Source organism: Vitiosangium sp. GDMCC 1.1324 (assembly GCF_003044305.1).
In the GTDB taxonomy this organism is placed as follows: Bacteria; Myxococcota; Myxococcia; order Myxococcales; family Myxococcaceae; genus Archangium.
This window is the reverse complement of record NZ_PZOX01000020.1, coordinates 39,749-61,084: the sequence shown is the minus strand read 5'-3', so window position 1 is coordinate 61,084 and position 21,336 is coordinate 39,749. Positions and strand designations below refer to the sequence as shown.

General features: G+C 68.0%; 14 protein-coding genes and 1 pseudogene. 10 read left to right on the top strand and 5 right to left on the bottom strand.

Going from position 1 to position 21,336, the window contains the following annotated elements:
• Positions 1–74 precede the first annotated feature (74 nt).
• The 5 genes from DAT35_RS42045 (at position 75) to DAT35_RS42025 (ending at position 11,857) form a co-directional block, all read left to right on the top strand.
• Complete coding sequence (locus DAT35_RS42045) at positions 75–1,907, top strand: bifunctional UDP-sugar hydrolase/5'-nucleotidase (RefSeq protein ID WP_108074946.1); 1,833 nt, start codon at positions 75–77, stop codon at positions 1,905–1,907.
• A 97-nt stretch (positions 1,908–2,004) separates the two neighbouring features.
• Positions 2,005–2,547 (top strand): DUF2378 family protein, encoded by a 543-nt coding sequence (locus DAT35_RS42040; protein WP_108074945.1) that lies wholly within the window; start codon positions 2,005–2,007, stop codon positions 2,545–2,547.
• A 149-nt stretch (positions 2,548–2,696) separates the two neighbouring features.
• Positions 2,697–4,277, top strand: a complete 1,581-nt coding sequence (locus DAT35_RS42035; RefSeq protein ID WP_108074944.1) for an SDR family oxidoreductase — start codon at positions 2,697–2,699, stop codon at positions 4,275–4,277.
• 23 nt (positions 4,278–4,300) lie between these two features.
• Positions 4,301–10,741, top strand: coding sequence for a type I polyketide synthase (locus DAT35_RS42030; RefSeq protein WP_108074943.1), 6,441 nt, complete (start codon positions 4,301–4,303; stop codon positions 10,739–10,741).
• 24 nt (positions 10,742–10,765) lie between these two features.
• Positions 10,766–11,857 (top strand): fatty acid desaturase, encoded by a 1,092-nt coding sequence (locus DAT35_RS42025; RefSeq protein ID WP_108074942.1) that lies wholly within the window; start codon positions 10,766–10,768, stop codon positions 11,855–11,857.
• A gap of 37 nt (positions 11,858–11,894) precedes the next feature.
• On the opposite strand, the gene DAT35_RS42020 is transcribed toward DAT35_RS42025, so the two are convergent.
• A complete protein-coding gene (locus DAT35_RS42020; protein WP_108074941.1) occupies positions 11,895–13,316 on the bottom strand; it encodes an NAD(P)/FAD-dependent oxidoreductase in 1,422 nt (473 codons plus the stop codon).
• 214 nt (positions 13,317–13,530) lie between these two features.
• Between DAT35_RS42020 and DAT35_RS42015 the strand changes: the two genes are divergently transcribed.
• Positions 13,531–14,136, top strand: coding sequence for a Uma2 family endonuclease (locus tag DAT35_RS42015; RefSeq protein ID WP_108074940.1), 606 nt, complete (start codon positions 13,531–13,533; stop codon positions 14,134–14,136).
• 21 nt (positions 14,137–14,157) lie between these two features.
• On the opposite strand, the gene DAT35_RS42010 is transcribed toward DAT35_RS42015, so the two are convergent.
• Positions 14,158–15,381, bottom strand: coding sequence for a hypothetical protein (locus DAT35_RS42010; RefSeq protein WP_158502116.1), 1,224 nt, complete (start codon positions 15,379–15,381; stop codon positions 14,158–14,160).
• Positions 15,382–15,578: 197 nt separating this feature from the next.
• On the opposite strand from DAT35_RS42010, the gene DAT35_RS42005 reads away from it, so the two are divergent.
• The 4 genes and pseudogenes from DAT35_RS42005 (at position 15,579) to DAT35_RS61955 (ending at position 18,264) form a co-directional block, all read left to right on the top strand.
• Positions 15,579–16,775 (top strand): hypothetical protein, encoded by a 1,197-nt coding sequence (locus tag DAT35_RS42005; RefSeq protein WP_158502115.1) that lies wholly within the window; start codon positions 15,579–15,581, stop codon positions 16,773–16,775.
• Between the two features lie 35 nt (positions 16,776–16,810).
• Positions 16,811–17,185, top strand: a complete 375-nt coding sequence (locus tag DAT35_RS58485; protein ID WP_146210103.1) for a hypothetical protein — start codon at positions 16,811–16,813, stop codon at positions 17,183–17,185.
• 70 nt (positions 17,186–17,255) lie between these two features.
• A pseudogene (locus DAT35_RS62520) lies at positions 17,256–17,783 on the top strand (hypothetical protein); the annotation flags it as partial.
• Positions 17,784–17,847: 64 nt separating this feature from the next.
• On the top strand, positions 17,848–18,264 hold the full coding sequence (locus DAT35_RS61955) for a type VI immunity family protein (protein WP_108074935.1): 417 nt from the start codon (positions 17,848–17,850) through the stop codon (positions 18,262–18,264).
• A gap of 15 nt (positions 18,265–18,279) precedes the next feature.
• Here DAT35_RS61955 and DAT35_RS61325 read toward each other — a convergent pair whose 3' ends face one another.
• The 3 genes from DAT35_RS61325 to DAT35_RS41975 all read right to left on the bottom strand — a co-directional run bounded on the left by DAT35_RS61325 (position 18,280) and on the right by DAT35_RS41975 (position 21,086).
• Entirely contained in the window at positions 18,280–18,843 is a 564-nt protein-coding gene (locus tag DAT35_RS61325) for a hypothetical protein (protein WP_233262029.1), read from the bottom strand.
• A 324-nt stretch (positions 18,844–19,167) separates the two neighbouring features.
• A complete protein-coding gene (locus tag DAT35_RS41980) occupies positions 19,168–19,734 on the bottom strand; it encodes an imm11 family protein (protein WP_233262028.1) in 567 nt (188 codons plus the stop codon).
• Between the two features lie 20 nt (positions 19,735–19,754).
• Positions 19,755–21,086, bottom strand: a complete 1,332-nt coding sequence (locus tag DAT35_RS41975) for an AHH domain-containing protein (RefSeq protein ID WP_108074934.1) — start codon at positions 21,084–21,086, stop codon at positions 19,755–19,757.
• Positions 21,087–21,336: the final 250 nt, after the last annotated feature.

Sequence of the window (21,336 nt, the reverse complement as noted above, 5' to 3'; positions counted from 1 at the left end):
TCACGGTGCCTCGTAGGAGGGGCCCGCCCGGGAACGGCTTCCCGGCATCCACCCCTTACCCCGAGGACCCCTCCATGCATCCGCGTTCCCCGATGAGGAATCGTCGCGCGTCCGTGCTCTCCCTGCTGAGCGCCTGCGCGCTGCTCCAGCTCACCGCATGCGGTGACACCGAGCCGCCCGTGGACACGTCTCCGCGCACGCTGAGGCTGCTACAGACCAGCGACCTGCATACCAACCTCTTCCCCTGGGACTACTTCACCGGAAAGCCGGACGCCAAACGCGGCCTGTCCAAGGTGGCCACGCTCGTCAAGCAGGCCCGGGCGGAGAACCCCGACTGCACCCTGCTCATTGACACGGGCGACACCATCCAGGGCACGCCCCTGGGCACCTATTACGCCCTGGTAGACAACGCGCCCCAGCATCCCATGGCCGTGGCGATGAACGAGCTGCGCTATGACGCCATGGCGCTCGGCAACCACGAGTTCAACTACGGCCTCGGCGTCCTCTCCAAGTTCAAGAGCGAGGTGGGCTTCCCCGTGCTCGGCGCCAACGTCCGCAAGAGCGCGGATGGGAGCGAGGCCTTCACCCCCTACCTGCTCAAGGACGTGTGCGGGGTGAAGGTGGGAATCCTCGGCCTGGTGACGCCGGGCGTGTCCACGTGGGAGCGCGCGGAGAACATCCCCGGGCTGCGCTTCGAGGATCCGCTGGAGACGGCCCGGAAGTACGTGCCGAAGATGCGGCAGGCGGGCGCGGACGTGGTGGTGGTGGCCATCCACAGCGGCCCGGACAAGCAGCCCACCGGCAGTGCCTCCAACCCGGCCTCCTGGCTGGTCGACTACGCCGATGCCTCGAAGTGGGCCGACCGCGGCAACCTGCCCGGGGAGAACCAGGCCGTGCAGATCGCCCAGCAGATCGAAGGCATCGACGTGCTGCTCACCGGCCACACGCACCAGCCCATCCCCAAGATGCTGCTCAGGAACGCCGGAGGTCAGGACGTGCTGCTCATCCAGCCCAACCGCTGGGGCAGTCACCTGGGCCAGGTGGACCTCTCGCTCGTCCACCAGGACGGCCACTGGAAGGTGGAGGGCAAGGACTCCCAGCTGCGCGAGGTGAACGACTCCGTGGCGCAGGACGCGCAGGTGACCCAGCTCGTGCAGGGCTACCATGACCAGACGCTGACGTACGTGAGCGCGAAGCTCGGCACCACCCGCGCGGCCTTCCCCGGAGGCTACGCCGCCCGCTACGTGGACAGCGCCCTGGCCGACCTCATCAACACCGTGCAGGAGCAGGCCGCCGAGGAGAACGGCCACCCGGTGGACTTCTCGCTCGCCGCCCTCTTCACCGACGACGGCATGCTGCCCGCGGGCAACATCACCTTGCGCGATGCCTACAGCATCTACGTCTACGACAACACGCTGTATGTGATGGAGATCAACGGCTCCATCCTGCGCCGAGCACTGGAGCTGAACGCCGGGTACTTCGCGCAGTGGAACCCCAGCGCCCCGCCCGACGCCTCCAACCCGGAGTCGGCCAAGGTGAGCAGCGTGCAGAACTACAACTGGGACCTCTACTCTCACATCGACTACGGGTTCGACCTCACGAAGCCCGCGGGCTCGCGCCTCACCCACCTGCGCTTCCAGGGCGCGGACGTCCGCGATGACCAGGTCTTCCGCATCGCCATCAACAACTACCGGGCCAGCGGCGGTGGCGGCTACTCCATGTTCAAGGAGGGCAAGGTGCTCTGGACCTCGGCGGATGGCGTGCGCGACTACGTCGCCCGCTACATCCAGAGCCATCCCGACCTGGACCCCCAGGACGTGAACGCGTGCAACTTCTCGCTCACGCCGGACCTCTACTCCTACTTCTTCCAGGCCTCGCGCGGCCCGGTGAAGTGCTCGGCGCACTAGCGCATCCCCCGAGCCGCCAGGCGAGTGCTGCATCACCCGGGGTCTATGGTCGGAGAAGACGCGCTCCTGATAGGCTGATGCCGTCGGCACGGACACCATGCAGCACTCCTTCTCCGGTCGCGCCACACAGGGCAGCTTCTTCGAGGGGCTGTTCATCCGCTCGCTCAAGGCGGGCGGGGCCTTCGCGGACTCATTGAAGGCGTGTGGCTACGACCTGCGCGAGCCCAAGGCCCTCTACCCCATCGAAGTCTGGAACGCGGCGCTCGAGGTGGCCTGGCGCCACTGCTACCCGGGGTGGGATCGCGAGTCCGCCTACCGTGAGCTGGGCCTCCAGCTGTGCGCGGGCTTCCTGCAGACGTGGATGGGCAAGGTGGTGGACATGAGCCTGCCCATGCTCGGCCCGGATCGCCTCATCGCGCGCATCCCCAACCTCCTGGCGCTCGACACCTTCCGCTACGACGTGAGGGTGCTGCCGCTCGGCTGGCGCCAGTACCGCGTCTCCATCCGGAACGACCCGGACGCCAAGCCCGATCTCATCGCCGGACTCCTGGAGGGGGGCCTGCGCAGGACGGGGGTCAACCCCACCGTCACGGTGACGCTGCGCAGCGGACGGGACTTCGATGTCGATGTGAGCTGGTGACACATATCACCCCCCGAGCTGCGCGCCCTCGCTCTCCGTGAGCCTCTGAGTCCGGAAGCAGGCGATGTCAGACCCATGGTGCAGATCAGCACGCCGTCACCCATGGAGCACCGTCACCACGGTGCAGGTCTGAAAAGCGAGGGGCCGGAATGCCATCTCTTCCCACACAGCAGGGCGCCGATACGGCGGCGAACGTCCTGGAGCGGGTTCGCCGTTGCGCCGCGTCCGTCACCCGGTACCCGCTGGACATCCTCACGGTGGACGCACAGCTCGAGGACGAGCTCGGTATCGATTCAGTGAAGCTCGCCGAGATCGCCGCGGTGGTCGGACGCGAGTTCAAGCTCCCCGCCGAACTTCTGCCCCGGAGCGGGAAGGCCCGAACGCTCGGCGCGATCGCGGACACGGTGACCCGGCTGCTCGCGGGCTCGAGCCAGCCACAGACACCGGCGGCCAGCACCGTGCCGGCGCCTGGCGCCTCACCGGTCCCCAGTACATGGGGGACGCCAGCCTCGTCACCCATACTCGCGGCGCCGCCGGGCCCGAGGGCCATGCCGAACCTCGAGCAGCGTGTGCGCGCCGTGTTCGCGCAGGTGACTCGCTACCCCGAGGAGCTCCTGACCCCGCAGGCGGACCTGGAGGACGAGCTCGGGATCGACTCCGTGAAGCAGGCCGAGGTGCTGGCCGTGCTCACCAAGGAACTGGGCCTGGACAAGGGCCCGGCTCCGTCCCAGCGACTGCGGACCATCGCCGCCATCTGCGAAGCGGCCCGCGCACAGATGGGCAGGCCGACCACCTCAGCGGCCCCCTCGCGAGAGGCGAGCGCACCCGTGCGGCCCTCACCATCTCCGGTCTCGCCGCAGCCAGTCCTGCCCTTCGCAGGGAAGATCGCGCTCGTGACGGGCTCCGGGAAGGGCATCGGCAAGGTCATCGCCACCCGCCTCGCCAGGGCTGGCGCGATCGTGCTGGTGAACTCGTTCCACTCCCGGGATGAAGGAGAGAAGACCACGCGGGAGATCCTCGCCGACGGCGGGAAGGCGATCCACCTGTGGGGCTCCGTCGCCCACGAGGAGCACCTGGAGCGGATGTTCTCCACCATCGCGGAGCAGTTCGGTGGGCTCGACTTCCTGGTGTGCAATGCGTCCAACGGCCTCATCGGGCCCTTCGATCGGATCACCCCGCGCGACTGGGACAAGGCATTCCGCACCTGCATCACCGGCACCTACGAGTGCGCGATGCGCGCACGGCCGCTGATGGCCAGGCGCGGCGGCGGCAGCATCGTGACGATGTCCACCTCCATGTCCCAGCGGTACATGCACGACCTGGGATGCCAGGGCGTGGTGAAGGCGGGCGTCGAGTCGCTCACGCGTTACCTGGCCGCGGAGCTGGCTCCCGAGGGAATCCGCACCAACTGCGTGTCCGCGGGGCCGGTGCACGGTGAGCTCCTCGAGATGTTCCCCGACGCGGCCGGACGCATCGCGCGCTGGGAGGCGGCCACGCCCGGCGGGCAGCTGTGCACCGCCGAGGACGTCGCCGACGTGACCGAGCTCCTGCTGGGGCCGAAGACCCAGCGCGTGAACGGGGCCATCTGGGTGGTGGACGCCGGGCTCTCCGGGACCGTGGACGGGCTGTTGCCGGTCGCCACCGAGACGAAGGAACGGCGCCCGAGCAACCCGGCTCGCCATCACACCCACGGGTACGACGTGCGAGCGCTCCTCGCCCGCGAGCCCTGAGCTTCCCACCGGAGCCACCTGCCATGGGCTTCTTCGCTGTCCCGTACGACATCCATTTCGACGACACGATGGCGTACGGGAGCCATCACTTCCTCACCAACTTCAAGTTCCAGTGCGCCGGCCGCGAGCACCTGCTCTTCAGCCCGCATTTCTTCGAGGTGCCGGAGTTCCGGCGCGACTTCGAGCAGGTGCTCCTGCTCACCTATGAGGGCTATTCGCGCAACCTGGCCCCCGCGGCCCTGGGCGACCGGCTCGTGGTGCTGACGTCGATCGAGGAGCGGGGCGAGGTCTCGTTGCGCTTCTGCTTCCGGACCCTGAAGAGCGATGGCACACCGGTGGCCTGCGGGTATCAGACCGTCCTGTGCGCCGACAAGGCACACGGCACCCTCTGCCCGTTCCCCGAGTCCTTCCAGCACTGCCTCGAGGCGATGACGCGCATCCACGAGCCCGAGGCCCCCCAGAGCTTCCGGGACCGCGTGTTGCGCGGAGGCACCACCGTCATCAACGAGCTGTTCCCGGAGGCGCTCCGGCAGCTGGCGAAGACCCTCCTGGCGGACCCGGCCTCGCTCGGCACTTCCCGGCTGGTGGACACCGCGCCGGTGCCACCCGCGGCGTCCCCGTCCCGTCCGCCGATGCCCGCACGCGAGCCGCAGCTGCCACCCGGCGCCACGGCCTTCCTCTTCGCCGGACAGGGCTCGTTCAAACCCGAGCTCTTCGTCCAGCTGAAGGCGCTGCATCCAGAGCTGCGTGAGGAGTTCACGACCGTCGCGGACGCGTGCCGAGCGCTCGGGTTCGACGTGGCTCCGCTGCTCGCGGCCCACGACGCAGCCGCTGTCCGGCATGTGCTCGCGGACGCTCCGCAGCTCGACCAGCTCGGCATCTTCCTGTCCGGTGTGCTCGGCGCCCGGTGGCTGCAGCAGCATGACATGCGTCCGGACGTGTTCGTGGGGCACAGCTTCGGGGAGATCGCCGCCATGACCGCGGCCGGGGCACTCGACCTGCGCACGGGGGCCGAGGTGGTCTGCCGGCGCATCCAGGCGCTCCAAACGATACCGGATGATGCCGGGACCCTCGCGGCCATCGCCCTCGGTGAGGCGGAGACCGCCCGGGCCATCGCGGACTGCGGTGCCCGGAGTCTGGAGATCGCCGGCCGCAACCATTCCCGCCAGACCGTGGTCGCTGGCTCGCGCGCGGAGCTCGAGCAGCTCCGCATGCTCCTGGAGAGCCGTGGGCAGGGGCTGACGTTCGTCCCCAGCCGCTACCCCTTCCACCACCGTTGCATGACGCCAGCCGCGGACGCGTTTCGCGCCATGCTCGACGGCATGCCCGTGCACCCGCCGCAGGCGCTCATCTACTCGCCGATCGAACGGCGCGTGTATACCGGCGGGCACGACGAGCTGGCGGATGCGCTCGCCGCCCATCTGGTGCGTCCCTTCGATTTCTCCGGCGCGGTGGAGACGCTGGTGCGCGCGGGCTGCAACCGCTTCGTGGACTGCGGGACGGACGGGCGGCTGGCGCGCATCGTCCAGCGCATCCTCCCCTCGGACACCTCCATCGGGGTGACCGTCATCGGTGACACGCTCCCGGCGACCCCGCCTCCCATCAGTGGTGCCACCTCACTGGCCGACGCGGACACCGCGATTGCAGTGGTGTCCCTCGGGTGCATCCTTCCTGGCGGCGCCAGGGATCCGGAGACGTACTGGCAGAACATCCGCCAGGGCATCAGCGGCATCGTCGACCCGGGCCTGCTCCACCCCGAGCTGGTCACGGACTTCATGGGCCCCGCGGGTACACCCGATCGCACCTATACGCTGCTCACGGGGCACGTGACGGACACGGACCTGGTTCCGCCGCCCGGACTCGACCCGGCCCGCTTCCAGCGCTACGTCCGGGAGCAGAAGCTGCTGGCGATCGCGCTCTCGCAGACCATGTCCGGCCTGGAGGCGACCGCCGCGCGCTCGTCCGGGCGCATCCAGTGTCTGCTCGGTGCCACGGCGGATGGGTCCGCCGAGTACGACGCCGCACTCTGCCTGGAAGCCGGGGAGGCCCTCCTGCGCGCGCGAGGAGAGAACGGCCCTGAAATCGCCTCGCTCGCTCGCGCGGCGCGGGCGGTCTTCGGACTCGAGTCCCGGTCCGCGGAGCTGGCTCCGCACCCCACCCTCCAGTCGGTGGTGACGGACGTGGTCGGGCGCGGCGTCCCCACGATGCTGCTCGACGCCGCCTGCGCATCCTCCCTCTACGCCATCGCGCTGGGGATGAAGGCGCTCGAGCTCGGCGAGGCCGACCTCGTCCTGGCCGGAGGGGTCTTCTCTCCTGGCCCCGGCAACAGCTGCCTCTTCTCCCAGTTCAAGGGTCTCTCCGCCACCGGCAGTCGACCCTTCGACGAGCGAGCGGATGGCGTCATCTTCGGGGAGGGCGCGGGCGTGGTCGGCCTGATGCGCCTGTCGGACGCGGTCGCGTCCGGACTCCGGGTCCACGCCCTCATCCGCGGCGCAGGCCTCTCCAGCGACGGACGGAGCAGCTCGGCGAATGTCCCGCGCTCGGATGGGCAGGTGGCCGCGATGGAGGCGTGCTACGCGGCGGCCCACATCGAGCCTTCCACCGTCCAGTACATCGAGGCGCACGGGACGGCCACACCGGCCGGGGATGCCACCGAGCTCAAGTCGATTGCGCGGGTCTTCGGCGGCAAGCGCAGCGGCATCCAGCTCGCCAGCGTCAAGGCATTGATCGGCCATGTCGGCTGGGCCGCGGGCGCCGCCTCGGTCATCAAGCTGTGCAAGGCCCTCGAACACCGGCTCTTCCCGCGGCAGTCCAACTTCGACCAGCCCGGCTCCGAGCTGCGGGCGCTCGGCTCGAACTTCGAGGTGAGCACGCGCGAGCAGCCCTGGCCGGAGAACGGAGAGCATCCCCGCCGGGCCGCCACGAGTGGCTTCGGCTTTGGAGGCACCAATGCACACCTGGTGCTCGAGGAGTACCGCGGCGCCCCGCCCACGGCTCGGCCCAGGGTCTCTCCGCCCACGGTGAGCGGGCTCGTGGTGGTCGCCGCGGAGGGGCTGTTCCCGGACGCGCGGGGTGTTCCGGTGGCGGGAGTGCCAGCCGAGGTGGGAGCACGCTTCGACACCGGCGCCATCCGCCTGCCCTCCTCGGTGCGCCTCCTACCGGACATCGCCGAGGACATGGATCCGACCCAGAGCCTCGGACTCGCCGTCGCGAGCTCGCTCGTCCAGAAGCTCGGCGCCTTCGACACGCTGCGCTCGAGCACCGCCATCGTTCTCGGACTCGAGGGGAAGACCCGCCGCGGCGTAGAGGCCACCCAGCGCGTGCTGGCCTCCTCCACGCGGCGCCGGCTCCGCGAGCTCGTCCAGCGTGCTCCGGAGCTCGCCGCCGTCCTGCCACTGGCGGATCGCCTCTACGACACGGTGACGGGAGCCATCCGTCCATCCGGCCCCTACACACTCCAGGGAATGATGCCCAACGTCACGCCGGGACGCGTCGCGGGTGCGCTGGACGTCAAGGGCCCCAACTTCGTGGTCGACGCGGGAGCCACCTCGCTGGCCGGGGCGCTCCGGGCCTCGCGAGGACTGCTGGAGAGCGGGTTCGAGCTGGTGCTCGTGGGCAGCACGCACGTCCGCCGGCCGGGAGAGGACCTGAGCCCGGCCCAGCCGGCCGAGGGTGTGGCGATGCTGGCGGTCACCACGGCCGCGAAGGCAGAGAAGCTGGGCTTGAAGCCGCTGTGCCACCTCGGGATGTCGGCCGATGAGCGGAGGAGCACCGGGCCACGCCTCGAGCTTCCGCCACACTCGGCCCGCGAGAGCCTGGAGGTCCTCCGGTCGGTGATGGCCGCCACGAAGGGGCGCGCCACCACGCTGCTCTTCCACCCGGACGCAGCGACCGGCGCTCGGCTCGAGCTCCAAGTCCTGCCCACGGAGACCGTCCGACCCACCGCCACCCCTCCCGCGGAGGTCCAGGAGCTGCGGACGGCACAGGAGGGCGAGTCATCCGGAGGCTTCGACCATACGGCGCCGATCCGGTACCACGCGCCCGTGCTCGTCGAGCGCCCCGCCCGGTCGGTCCAGCCCTCGCACCTGCGTGGCCGGCGCGTGCTGTTCATCGCGCAGGACGAGACACTGGCTCGCGAGCTCGCGTCCCAGGCCGACGCACTGTGCGGGCCCGAGCACCTCATCGTCTACGCGGGGACTTCCGGACCCATGGGGCGGCTCCGCGGCGTCAACCTCACACGAGAGGAGACCGCGGAGGCCGGCCTCGACGCGCTCGGCTTCGAACCGCAGGTCATCCTCGCGGTCTGCCGGCTCGAACCCGGAGCAGGCGAATCCGAGGTGATCTCCGACACTGCCCTGCACCACGAGGCGCTGGAGCTGCTCTTCCTCACCGCGCGGCGCGCCTACGATCGCCTGACCGCCGGTGAGGTCGAGCTGGCGAGCCTGTGCATCGGCGGAGTCGGCACGCGCAGGACCTTGCACCCGGTGACCGGGCTGTTCGCGGGCATGCTCAAGTCCATCGGACGCGAGATCCCAGCCCGAAACGTTCGAGCGATCTCCACCTCCGCGCTCACGCTCCCGGCGGCGCTCGAGCTCGTCGCCACCGCGCTCGGCTCCGAGGACGACGGCGAACCCTCAATCGAGGTCTGCTTCGATGGAGCACGGCGCTGCGTTCGCCGCCTCCGGCCGACGGATGTCACGGCGGACCCCGCGCCCACGCTCGACTCGGGCTCGGTGGTCCTGCTCACGGGCGGCGGCCGAGGCGTGACCGCGGTCCTCGCCGGAGCACTCCTGAAGCGGTACGGGTGCAAGGTCGTGCTCATCGGCCGGAGCGATCCGGAAGAGGCCCCCGAACGCGTGCTCCAGGCGCGCGACGAGGAGCTCCCGCACGTGGAACGGGAGTTCTACGCCTCCGAGCTGGCCAACGACCGCACCGCCCGGATGCCCGAGCTGCGCAAACGCTTCGAGCGCTACCTGGCCGCGCGAGAGCTGCGGACCACGCTCGAGGGGCTCGCGCGGCTCCCCGGCCAGATGGTCTATCGGGTCGCGGACGTGACCCGGCCCGAGGCGGTGGAGCGGGTAATTCAGGAGCTCGCCCACGAGCACGGACGCCTGGACCTGGTGGTCCACGGTGCGGGCACCCAGACCTCCAAGAAGCTGAACCGCCGACGCCTCGCCGAGCTCCGAATCAACCTGGACACCAAGCTGCTCGGACTCCGGAACCTCCGCGAGGCCTGCGCGAGCCGCTTCGCGCGACCGGTGCCCTTCCATGTCCTCACCTCCGCCTTCAGCTTCATTGGCAATGACGGACAAGCGGACTACGGGGCGGCCAACGAGGCATTGGATCGACTCTGCGCCTGGGTCAGCGAGGCCAGCCAGGAGGTCCGCTGGTGCAGCGTGGGATGGTTGGCCTGGGACGGTATCGGGATGACGCGCGGCTCGGAGTACCGCGTGCTCGGGGCCAGCCGCCGGTTGCGGGGGATCCGCGCCGAGGAGGGCGAGGCGCTCTTCCTCCAGCTCATCGAGGGCCGGCCGCGCGAGCCGATCAACGTGCAGCTCACCGAGAGCGAGCGTGCGTACTACGGGCTGGAGCTGCTGCCCCCGCAGGCGCCACCTCCGAGCACGGACTGGCCCGTGCGGCGTGAGCTCGTGGTCGACGCGGCGAGCGTCCCCTGCCTCGAGGACCACCTCGTCCGCGGCACGCCCACGCTGCCCGGAGCCTGGGCATTGGACCTGATGCTGCAAGCCGCGCTCGGCGATGGCCGGCCGGAGCTGCGCACCATCACCATCGAGGACGTCCAGTTCTCGCGCTTCATTCGCGTCAAGCCAGGGGGACGGCAGCAGCTGCGCGCCGAGTGCACCCAACTGGCCGCCGAGCCCGACCGCCATTGCGTGCAGGTCAAGCTGACCGGCGACATCGTCCATGCCTCCGGGGTGGTGCTCGAGCGAGATCTCGTCTACGCCGAAGCCCGCTTCACGTTGACGGCGGAGCCCCCCCGGGTCACGCCGCAGCTGGAGGCGGCCACGCCTTCGGGGAGCGGCTTGACCGTCCGGGATCCCCATTGTGCTGTCGGGGGCCCCATCGAGCTGCGGAAGATGTTCGACTGCCTGGAGGAGATCCGGCTGGAGCGGACAGCCCGCTTCGCGCGGCTCGGCCTGCCGGCGGCGCCACAGCAGGCGGGGCGCGCCGTCCCCGCGCTCGTCCTGGACGCGGCCTTGCGGCTGAGCGCGATGCACGTGGAAGGGGTGTCGAGCGCCGTGTTCGCGCCCATCCGGTTCCGGCGGGCCACATTCGACCGGGGCCTGCTGGAAGGGAAGGACGGCGCGCCGCTCCGCCTCTCCCTGAAGGCCCTTGCCCCGCGCCTGGAGGGGGACGTCCTTCAGTGCGGCAGCGTCGCGGCGATCGACGGGGCGGGGCGCCTCCGGATGTTGCTCGAGGGTGGCCTCGCCCGACCCATGACCTGAGACACCTCCAGATTGGATGAACGCATGAGCTCCTCCACCCTCCCGACGACCCGCATCCCGGTCGATGACTTCCGGCGGCTCCGCACCGAGCTGCGAAGCGCGATGCCTCCGGAAGCCTTCAAGCCTCAACCCCTGCGCGGGGTCATCGCGCTCGCGCTGGCACCCGTGATGATCGCCCTGGTGTGGGCGGCGGGGAGCGGGCAGCTGCCCTGGTGGGCGTGCCTCCTCATCTCATTCACGCTCGGGCAGATGCTCGTCACCGTGGGCTTCGCCGCCCATGAGGCGCTGCACCACTCCGTGTTCCGCAGCAAGGTGCTCGAGGACCTCATCGGCTGGATCGGCTTCAGCCCGTGGCTGGTGACCCCCGGCAACTGGCGCGCTTGGCACGTCCAGGCGCATCATAGCGCGGCCAACATCCATGTCCGGGATCCGGACATCCTCCCGCGCCAGCGCGAGTGGCGCACCCAGTGGTTCGCCAAGGTGTTCCACGCGATCTCACCGGGCTCGGGCTCCTGGCTCAGCTACATCAGCTTCGGCCTCTTCTTCACCGCCCAGGGCCAGGCCTTCCTGTGGCATCACTGCAACCAGCCCCAGTTCCAGCAGGTGCGCATGCATCGTGCCCGGGAGCGGATCCTCACGGTGCTCCTCGCGCTCGGCTGGGGCACGCTGGGCTGGGCCATGGGGCCTCGGGGCGCGCTCTATGCGCTCATCCTCCCCCATGTCTTCAGCAACATCACGCTGATGATCTACATCGCCACCAACCACTGGCTCCTGCCGGCCTCCCAGGACACCGACAACCCCTTCGTGAACACGGCCAGCGTGGACACCCACCCGGTGATGGATTTCATCCACCTCAACTTCAGCTACCACCAGGAGCACCACATCTTCCCGGCGATGAGCCCGAAGTTCGCCCCGCTCCTGCGCAAGCACCTGCGCGAGCTCAACCCCGAGGCGTCCATCGTCTATCCGCACCTCCACGCCCTGCGGACGCTGTACTGGCGCCCCGCGCTCTATGCGGAGGATGGACACACCCATGTGGGCCCCGACGGCACGCCCTCGGTGACCCACGCGGAGCTCCGTCGGAGGCTCGAGTCTCCGGCCCAGTCCACGCCCTAGGAACTCTCAGCGGCGGACTCCGAGCTCCCCGCGGAACCTACGAGCGCCGCGCCTCCGGGGGAGGAGGCAGGGTGTCCGTGTTCGCCCGCTCCCGGAGGGGGACGAAGAGCGCCTGGGCCCCATGCGCCAGCACCGACAGGGCCACGGATGGCTGGAGAATGGCGCCCAGCCCGGACTGGAGATGAAGGACGCGGTTGAACTGGTGGTGGACGGCGGCGTCTCGCGAGGTCCGCTCCAGCATCCGCCGGATGTACCAATGCACGAGGCCCAGACCGGACCTGCGCCTGCCGGTGGCCTGCGGGTATTGCAGATCCAGGCTGGTGCTCATGAGCCACGGCTGGCGGATGACTCCGGGCAGCCGCTTGCGGAAGCGCCAGGCCAGTCCCTCGAGCCTCCCGGGCGAGCGCCGGGTCTGCTCGCGGAGGCACTCGTGGAGCAGCTCCGCGCCCAGGCCCGCCACGGACATGCCCTGGCCGAAGATGGGATTGAAGGCGCACACGGCGTCGCCGAGGATCACCAGTCCCTCCGGGAAGCGCGCCATGTGCTCGTAGTGCCGCCAGCGGGTGTCCTTCACCTTATGGGTGGAGATCGGGCCCAGCGGCTTCGCGTCTCGCAGGTAGGCATGGAGGTCCGGCCGGGGCAGTGAGCGGGCGAACTCGAGGAAGCCCTCGGGCTCGGTAGGGGCGTGGTCTCCGAAGTAGCCGTTGAGGGTGACGAGCCACCGTCCGCCCTCCACGCTCGAGATGAAGCCCGAGCGCCAGGTGGATGGCGGACTCGGGTATTGCATGAGGGCCTTCCACTCGCCCTGGAAGCTCGCGGGGGGCTCGTAGAGGCGGGAGGTGTAGGCGAGATCGACGCCCACCTGCTCCTCCTCGGGACGACCATAGCCCAGCGCCTCGAGCCACTGAGGCGCTCGCGAGCCCCGGCCACTGGCGTCCACGACCAGATCGGCCTGCAGCGGCGCCTCGCCCGCGGGCCCCTTCAGCTGGACTCCCGTGATGCGCTGCCGGGCCGAGTCCGTGAGCAGCCGCTCGGCGGAGCACCCTTCGCGCAGCTCGACGTTGGGCAGCGCCACCACGCGGCGCAGGACGTGCCACTCCAGGAAGGTGCGGGTGCACAGCAGCAAGGGAATGCCGCCGGTGTAGCGCGCCTTCCAGACGTCGAAGTGGTGCCAGGCGAGCTCCCCGCTCGAGTCGATGAGCTCGGCGCCCTGCTCTTGCAGATGCTGGAAGAGGCCGGGGAAGAACCCGTCCAGGAGCCGCCGGCCCGTGTCCAACAAGACATGGAGGTGCGGGCCCTGAGGGACTCCCTTTCGAGGCTGGGGCCCATCCGGCCGCGGATCCCGCTCCAGGAGGATGACCTGCTCGAAGTGGTCCGAGAGCACCCGCGCGCTCAAGAGCCCCGCCATGCTGCCGCCGATGACCACGGCCCTTCCGAATCTGCGTCCAGGGGTATCCAAGTTCCAAGCCTCCGAGGGTTCAGGTCGTGACGCCGCGAGCAGGAGGGGTCTACCTGCTCCAGGGCCGCTCCCCCTCCGAGGCGATTGCATGCCAGTCTGACATGTGAGGCATCAGCGAACCGCGCTCCGTCCCTCCGTGAACCTCTGAACCCAGCGCGCGGGCAATCCGGTCTCGGGATTGCACGAGGCGCGGGTCATGCGGAAATCTTCCCTCATGGCAACCCGACGCCCTCCCGAGTCCGAGTCCACCGAGCGCAACGACCCGTCCGTCGAGGCGGCCTTCCAAGCGGCTCCTCCGGAGATGGTGGCGGAGATCCTCGACGGCGAGCTGCACCTCAGCCCTCACCCGGCCCGCCCTCATGCCAATGTGGCCACGAACCTCGGCAGCATCATCGGGGTCCCCTTCAAATTCGGAAGAGGAGGACCGGGCGGGTGGGTCATCCTCGACAAGCCGGAGATCCACCTCGGCCCGCGTCCGGACAAGCTCGTGCCCGACCTCGCCGGCTGGCGGCGCGAACGCCTGCCCGACGCAGTTGGAGGGGATGAGGCCCCGGCGCACTACGACCTCGCCCCGGACTGGGTGTGCGAGGTGCTCTCCGAGCGCACGCGGCAGAGGAACAAGGGCCCGAAGATGCGCATCTACGCCCGTGAAGGCGTGCGGCACGTGTGGCTCGTGGATCCGCTGGCCCACACGCTCGAGGTCTTCCGGCTCGAGGGGCGACACTGGCTCCTGGCCGACTCCTTCGCCGGAGACGAACGGGTCCGCGCCATCCCTTTCGAGGCCATCGAGCTCGAGTTGGCGCTCGTCTGGTCCAGATGAGGCCGGATGCGCGGCGCCGCGTCATCGCTCCATCGCCGGTGACCGCCGCACCTGCGCCTGCCGTGATTCATCTCCTCGCTCTTGGCGACGGGCCTCGAGCACCTCGGCCAATCGCCGGCGCAGCCGTCCCGCCAATCCCGCCAGCGCCTCGCGAGGCAGATCCTCTCCGAGCGCGAGCAGTTCCCCATCCTCCCGCTCGATGACGAGCATGCGACGAGGGCCCTGCCCACCGTCACGCAGGTGCGCGCGCACGTCGATGTCGCGGATGAGGTGCGCGGCGATGCGGACTGGCTCCCGGGCCTCGCCCCCGACCCATGCCACCTCCAGGCCCTGCCGCGACACGGTGAGGCGGCAGGAGGTGCGCATCGCCGCCAGGTTCTTGCGGAGAGACAAGAACCCCATGCCCAGGATGAACGCCGCTCCCCCCAACATTGAGAGCACAACACCCAGGCCGAGCGACCTGAAGGAGTCGATCACCAGGTAGCAGGGGACCAGTCCCCCCCCCATCACGCCGATGTCGAGGGCCAACCGCCACGCATACCCGAGCCACCCGGGAGGAGACAGCGTGACCACGAGCCGGCCGTCCTGCTCGGCGACCTGGATGCGCGCATCCTCCGAGGCCTCGGGCGGGGCACCCGGCTCGCTGGAGAGGGCGACGGGCTCGGAACGAGGGGGTCGCTCCTGGTTCCACGAGCGGAACCGGGAGCCCTCGCGAGCGGTCGTCTCCTCGAAGGAGCGAACGCGACCACCGTCCACCTGCAATCCCAGGCCGACGTGGCGGGCCACGGCTTCGGCCAGAGCGAGCGCCTCGTCTTCTTCACGGGTGCTGGACAGAGGCAGGGCAGTCGCTCCGGGCCCGTGGATTGACACATTGCCGGGGGGAGCGCGTTGGGACTGGCTTCCCGAGGTGAGGAGCCGCACATGCGTGAACGCCGCGAGCGGTCGCTCGCTCTGGAAGAAGGGAATGCCGAGACCCCAACCCCAGGTGACCCGACCCTGTGCCCCGCGCTCCAGGACGATCCGCCGGACGCCCAGCAACTGATCCAGGCCGTTGGCGAGCGAGAGCACCAGGACGAGCAGCGGTAGGAGGAACGGGCCCGGCCGAGCCACCAGCCACGCGCCCGACGCCGCGGCGGTGAACAGGAGGGCACCGCCGATGACGAGCCGCGACCGCTTGCGCTCGCGTTGAATGACCAACTGGGAGCCATCCACCCACCACTGATTGTCGCCACACCGCTTCATCACGAGGACACCCTATCCGAGCCGGGCTGCTCACAGGAGGAATGAAAGCGCTCCAGGAGGAGCAGCGCCCCGGTTTCTGACAGCGGATGAACGAGTGGCTCACGGGGAGCAAGCACACCGCGGCGTAGGAGGACTCGGGCCCGGCTATTCTCGGGCACATGACACGAGCCCTCCCGCCCTTCGGCCGCACCAGGAGCCTGATGCACCCCCTGTACCGAGCGCTGTTCGTCCTCGCACTCGGGTCCGTGGGCCTCGAAGCGCGAGCAGCCACCGCTCCGTCCGAGGCCTCCGCACAATCCCCCTCGCCCTTCGTCCGCGCCTGCAACGCCCTCGAAGCCGGAAACCTGGACGGCGCGGAGAGCGAGCTCTTCACGCTGCGTCAGCTCCTTCCCGAGAACCCCGAGGCACGCCTGCTGGGGAGACTCGTCGCCCTCAGGCGAACCCGGCCCGAGCTCGGCTGGCGCGACGCCTTCATCCAGGCCTGGAATGACATCGGCCGGCCCGACTTCAAAAACTCGCCCTTGCTCGAGGAGGATCCGGAGCCCCGCCCCACGGGCCCCAGCCCCGAGGAGACCTGGGAGCGGGAGCTCTCGGCCGAGCAGCGCTTCGTGCTCGCCCTCACCATGAGTCCCGAGGCCACGCGCGCCCGAGCCATCTTCGAGCAGTTCCCCGAGCTCGCGCCCCCCGAGCTGCTCGTCGCCGCCGTCGAGTACCTCGAGCGCGACAAGCTGCCCGCCGCGCTGCGAGCCCGGTCCCGAATCGCCCTGCGCGCCCGCCTCTCCGCCCTGTCCGCCAGACACCCGGAGTCCATGCTGCTTCGCGCCCTGCTCCTGCTGGAGGGGACCGACACCAAGGCCCCCTTCACTCCACGGGAGCTCCAGGAGCTCGAGGCACTCTCCCAGCTCCCGGATTGGCGCCAGACCGCGTTCCTCTCGCTCTACCGGTACGCGCTCGGCCACCTCGAGGCCACCGGGGTCTCCCAACCGAAGGACCACGCGTACGGCCTCGCCGTCAGCGCACTGGTCAGCCCCGTGCCCGTGCTGCTCCAGCGCCGCACCGAGGCTTCGCGGAACGCGCTCACGCCCGCCGAGCGCCAGCGTCTGGGCGAAGCCCTCTGGCGCATCGGCTCGCGCATCTCCGATGAGTCCTCCGTCGTCGAGCGGCTCGTGGGCCTGTCGCTCATGAAGAAGGCCGCGACCGAGCTGGAGGACTCCGCGCGCCTGCTGCAGGCCACGGAGCTGCTGGAGGAAGAACGAGCCACCTACGCGGACTGGAAGAGCGCGGCGCCCAACCACTGGCCCGTGCCCACGCTGCGACAGGCGATGATCGATGCCGCCATGAACGACGAGATGGCCCACATGCACGCCTTCCGCGCACCCAAGGACAGCGCGCGGTAGGTCCGGAGAGGAGCTCAAGCACTGTGGGATGGCACATGGACTACTTCCTGATGGCCCGCGAAGGGTGGAGCATTTCAGTCCATCAATTCATCGAGCTACTGCAATCAAGATGGCCACTGACCAAAGTCAGACCTGCGTCGAGTTCAGATGGATTTCGAGCCATCGACTTTCAATTCGAGATGGCAAACTCGACGATTGATGGTTCCCTCAACAGCGAGGGTTCGACCATCATTTACAACGGAGCGCTGCGCGATTGCGCTGAGTTTGCACGCTGGTACCACTCGATGCTTCCTCCCGAAGCCAAACCTTTGCTGCTGTTCGATGAGGGATACAATCGCAGCATCGAGCTCAGGGAAGGAACGACCCACGAGGACATCCTTCATGCCTTCAAGAACAAGCCGATCCAATAGAGGACAGAGCGCCGCCCTACCCGGGCCAGCGAGCATCCTGCCCCGTCACGGCATGTAGGCCCTCTCCCCTATGACGCAGCACTATCCCCGAATTCGCCCCCGCGGTGTCTACCCTCCCGAGAAGGAGGCCGGTGAGCGCCTCCTGGCGAGGGAGGTGATTCATTTCGCCTTCTGCATGCCGCATGACCACCCGGACCTTGCCGCCGGGGTATCCCACGCCTTCGACTGCTATATGAAAGCTGTTGGCGAAGGACCTGACACCATCAACTCCTGCGCCTTCGGCTCCTACACTCAAGGCCCTCTTTCCGAAGATCGTTGGAAACACATTCGCCAGTTACTGCTACCCGAACGCCTCTTCCGCTACGCCGAGGATTGTGCCGACCCGTACCGTTTCAGGGAGATGGAGAAGAGCGGCAACGAGACGTGGATTCACCTGGGCAATGGGTACGACAGGCTCTCTGGCTTCAAACTCACCTACTCGGCGCGTATACCGTCCCGCGACCGGAGCCCTTCCGACTACGACGTGAGCTACCTCGAAGGCACACTGCCTACCGAGTACATCGAGGAGCGCGGGCCCTCTGCGGTGAGGGAGCTGATGCTCGACCTGGCTTCGGGCCTTCACTTCGCCAGTGGCCATGCGGGGCTGAGCTTCGACTCTCTCATTGGGGACGTGTTCTTCACCCCCCCGAATCCGCACCGAGCTCCTTCGCCACCCGGGAATCAGTCTCAATCACGGATCTACTCCCGCCTGGATGGGCACGCGCGTGGACGGTGTTCACTGGATCAACTTCCTGGGCCCTCCGGTTCTTCAGGCGCTGGGCGGTGTGCCCGCACTTCGCTCCCGCCTGCAATCACCTGAGACGGCCGTGCAGGCCATCGACGGGACACGGGCCGTCGTGACACCGGGGGATTGGCCCGAAGCCGGGGATCTCACCCAAGGCGATGCGCTCCCCGCCTACCACGAGTTCGGCCGCGTGCTGGAGCCCTGGCTCGACAAGCCCTTCAACGACCCCAGGTTCCGCGTCGAAGGCTTCACCCAGGAAGAAGCTATTCATTGGGCCAGGCGCTTCCTCGACTGACACAACGTCCACCACCTATGGGTTGTATGGATAGCGCGCCAGCACCTTCCCGTCTGGTGATACGGCATACAATTCGAACCAGTGGAGCGAAGGATCGAAACCAGGGACTGCCCATCCGCACTTATCCACACGCCGGTTGATTTCGACAAAATACAGACCACCCGACTGGCCGACAGTAACTTCCATGGCTCTGGCGGAGTACGAGCAGTCTCCCGCGTATTCCTTCGGAAAGCTTGCCAGCAACCGTTGCAACGCGGCATGAGCAGCGAGGACAGCGGGACCATCCAACGTGGCCAGCGAGCGCACATCATCGGGCCATTCAATCCCCTCCGCGATGATGGGAGGTCGAGCCACTATGCCCCCATCTGCGCCTGAGTTGCTGGGCTGAGGCAGAATGCGCCCCCCATCCCCTCCTGGGTTGCTGGGCTGGACGATCACCATTCCTCCATCCGTGCTCGTAGCGGCGGGTTCAGAGGAAGCAGTCCCTCCATCCCTCGCTGAACTGCCCGACTGGGAGGTGCTCATGCCACCACCCGCAAGAAGCGTCATGAGAAGGATGAAATGCTGAGGCTTCATCATGGAGCCGTACTCCAAGGTTCTTCTACCATTTCACATCCTGGGTGTAGACCACTTCGATGCCGAGAAGACCTTCCTTCTCCAGCATCTTCTTGAGAATGGCGACCATCTCCTGCTCCGCCACGTCCCAACGGATGGGGACCCCGTTCCACCAGGGCCTGCCGCGCGACTTCCGCCGCGCCTCGAGTTGCGTACCGCCGCCCTCCCCCGCCCCAGGACTCCGATACTCACTCCTTCGCCATGACGCTGCTTCGAAGAGCCGTTCGCGTCTTCCGACACCTGGCGCATAACTCCGAACTCCATGGCGCCCACCACCTGACATTGCGCCTACGAGACCTCGACGAACTTCGTTCCAGTGATGCCCTCCTCATCCATGGCTTTTTGGAGGCGCTCAGAGACGATGAGGGCCACGCTCCAGCCCCAGGGGCGGAAGATGTGGGAATCGCCCACCTTGCTCGGGTCGATGCGCATGCCGGCGACGACTCGGTATTGCCCCACCTTGTCGGGGTCTCCATCCTCCGGACGCCAGTAGCGAACCTCTTCGCAGCGCGCATCATCAATGCAACGGATGATGCGAAGCGTATTGAGGATGAAGTACGGCTCAGACTGCCCCTCCACCTGGGCAGGCAGGAATTGCACCTGCTCCCGCAGCCCCAGGCGCTCACAGAGGGACACGACCCGGCCATGAACCACCGGGATCGTGAGGGTGGTAAAGCTGAAATCGAGCGCACTCCCAGGACGAGCCTGACGAAGCACGAGCCTACCTTGCGGATTGAGCAACCGACCCCTGTCGAACTGCCATGGGTCGACCGCTTGGCCGTGCTCATCGACCGGATCCGCGAGGACCCAGCGCCCACGGAGGCGCATGTTGCTGAGTAGATCGTAATACTTCATGAACATCCTCGGATCTGGCCTCAAGACTTCGTCACCAGACGGTGGAGTCGGGTTCCGGGAGTGCAGACCTCATCTGAAATCCGTTTCAGCTCATCCACCAGCTTGGCTCGACATAGTTGCTTGGTCTTACAATCCCTGATGGCCTCCCTGAGCCGCCTGTGGATCTCCTCGTGATACTCCTCGGGGTGAGGACCTTCGTGGCCCTTCAGGAAGACTTGGTTTTCAAGTGCATCCAAGGTCATCCCCGCCTGTGCGAAGATCGCCTCGAACACAGGTGTCCAAGGGCCACCTCTCAAGTCGGATATCACATTCTTGTTGGTAGCGAGGTGATGCCAAGTGAAGCCTGGCACCTTGAGCGAGCCGTCCGTGCAAGCGCTGCGCAACACCTGTGCCGTATTGCCGACTGACACTCCCGCGATCACCATGGTGCCGTCCGCCGTTGCCTGAACCGACGTGGCCTGCACTGAGACAGCCTCGAGCAGATCCATCCCACCCTGGAATGCGAAGCGCCGCTGCTTGAGCAATGCCCAGACCCCGCCTGGAGGAGCTCTCGGTAGCACCTTGGCCACGCCCCAGCTCGCCACCGTCACCAATATCCGGAACCCCACACTGCCCATCGCCTTGCCAAACCGCTCTGCCGCGGCCTCGATTTCCTCCAGCGTGCGGCTGCCCTGGGTGTCCTGGTACAGGTTCCAGGCGACAACACCGGCATGGACGATCTCCGCGATGGTGAAGACGGAGGCCAGCAGCACCGTGACGGCCATGGCGAAGCCCTTCGTGAAGATGGGCTCAGGTGCTATCCACGAGATGAGATAGACGACCAGAGCAGTTGCAACTCCCGCGAGGAAGACCGGATCCTTGAAGAGTTCCTGAGCGGCCTCGCGCACACCGGCTGGCATATACCGAGGGGACAGGCGTAGGGCCATGAACAGGGCACTCTCTTCCAGGCAATCAGGTAGGGGAACCATCGGAGTGCCGTAGCGAGCGATGAACTGTTCGCGCAGGGATTGCTCCCAAGGTGTAGACCCTCTCGAACCTGAGCATCCCGAGAACGAAGCCGTCCGCAGGATCCTGGGCGGTTGCTTGGCCAGTGCCTCCCGGAACTCAATCAGCGCGCGCCGAGCCTCCTCTACGGAGAAACGTTGTAGCGCGGGCTCCAGCGGTAGGGGCGGGAAGACAAGACGGAGCCTACCATCTGGCAATTGGCTCACCTGCACATCCGGCCCTTCCTTGGAATCGGAGGGCGCTGCTCGAGGGGCGCTTGCGGGCATTGCGCAGGAGGCGTGCACCATCAACAAACATAAGGCGAGAGCCAGACGGAGAACCCGATCGTTTGCCATGAATTTGCCCATTGCTCACGACTCCAGGGAGAGTGGTATTGCTCATTGCAGAGGAAGAATGGACCCACCCGCGCTGCCCCGTCCAGACTCACTCTCCGATAGGCGAATGAGCACCTGCTTGATGGCGCCAGTGTTGAGCCATCCGAATCCTTTGACACCTTTTCGGGGCCACGATGCTCCTGCGCAAGGCGCAGTCGAATCCTTCGACGCCTTCCCGGACAGGGAACGCACATCCCGTCCACCCAACAAGACCTTGGTTCGA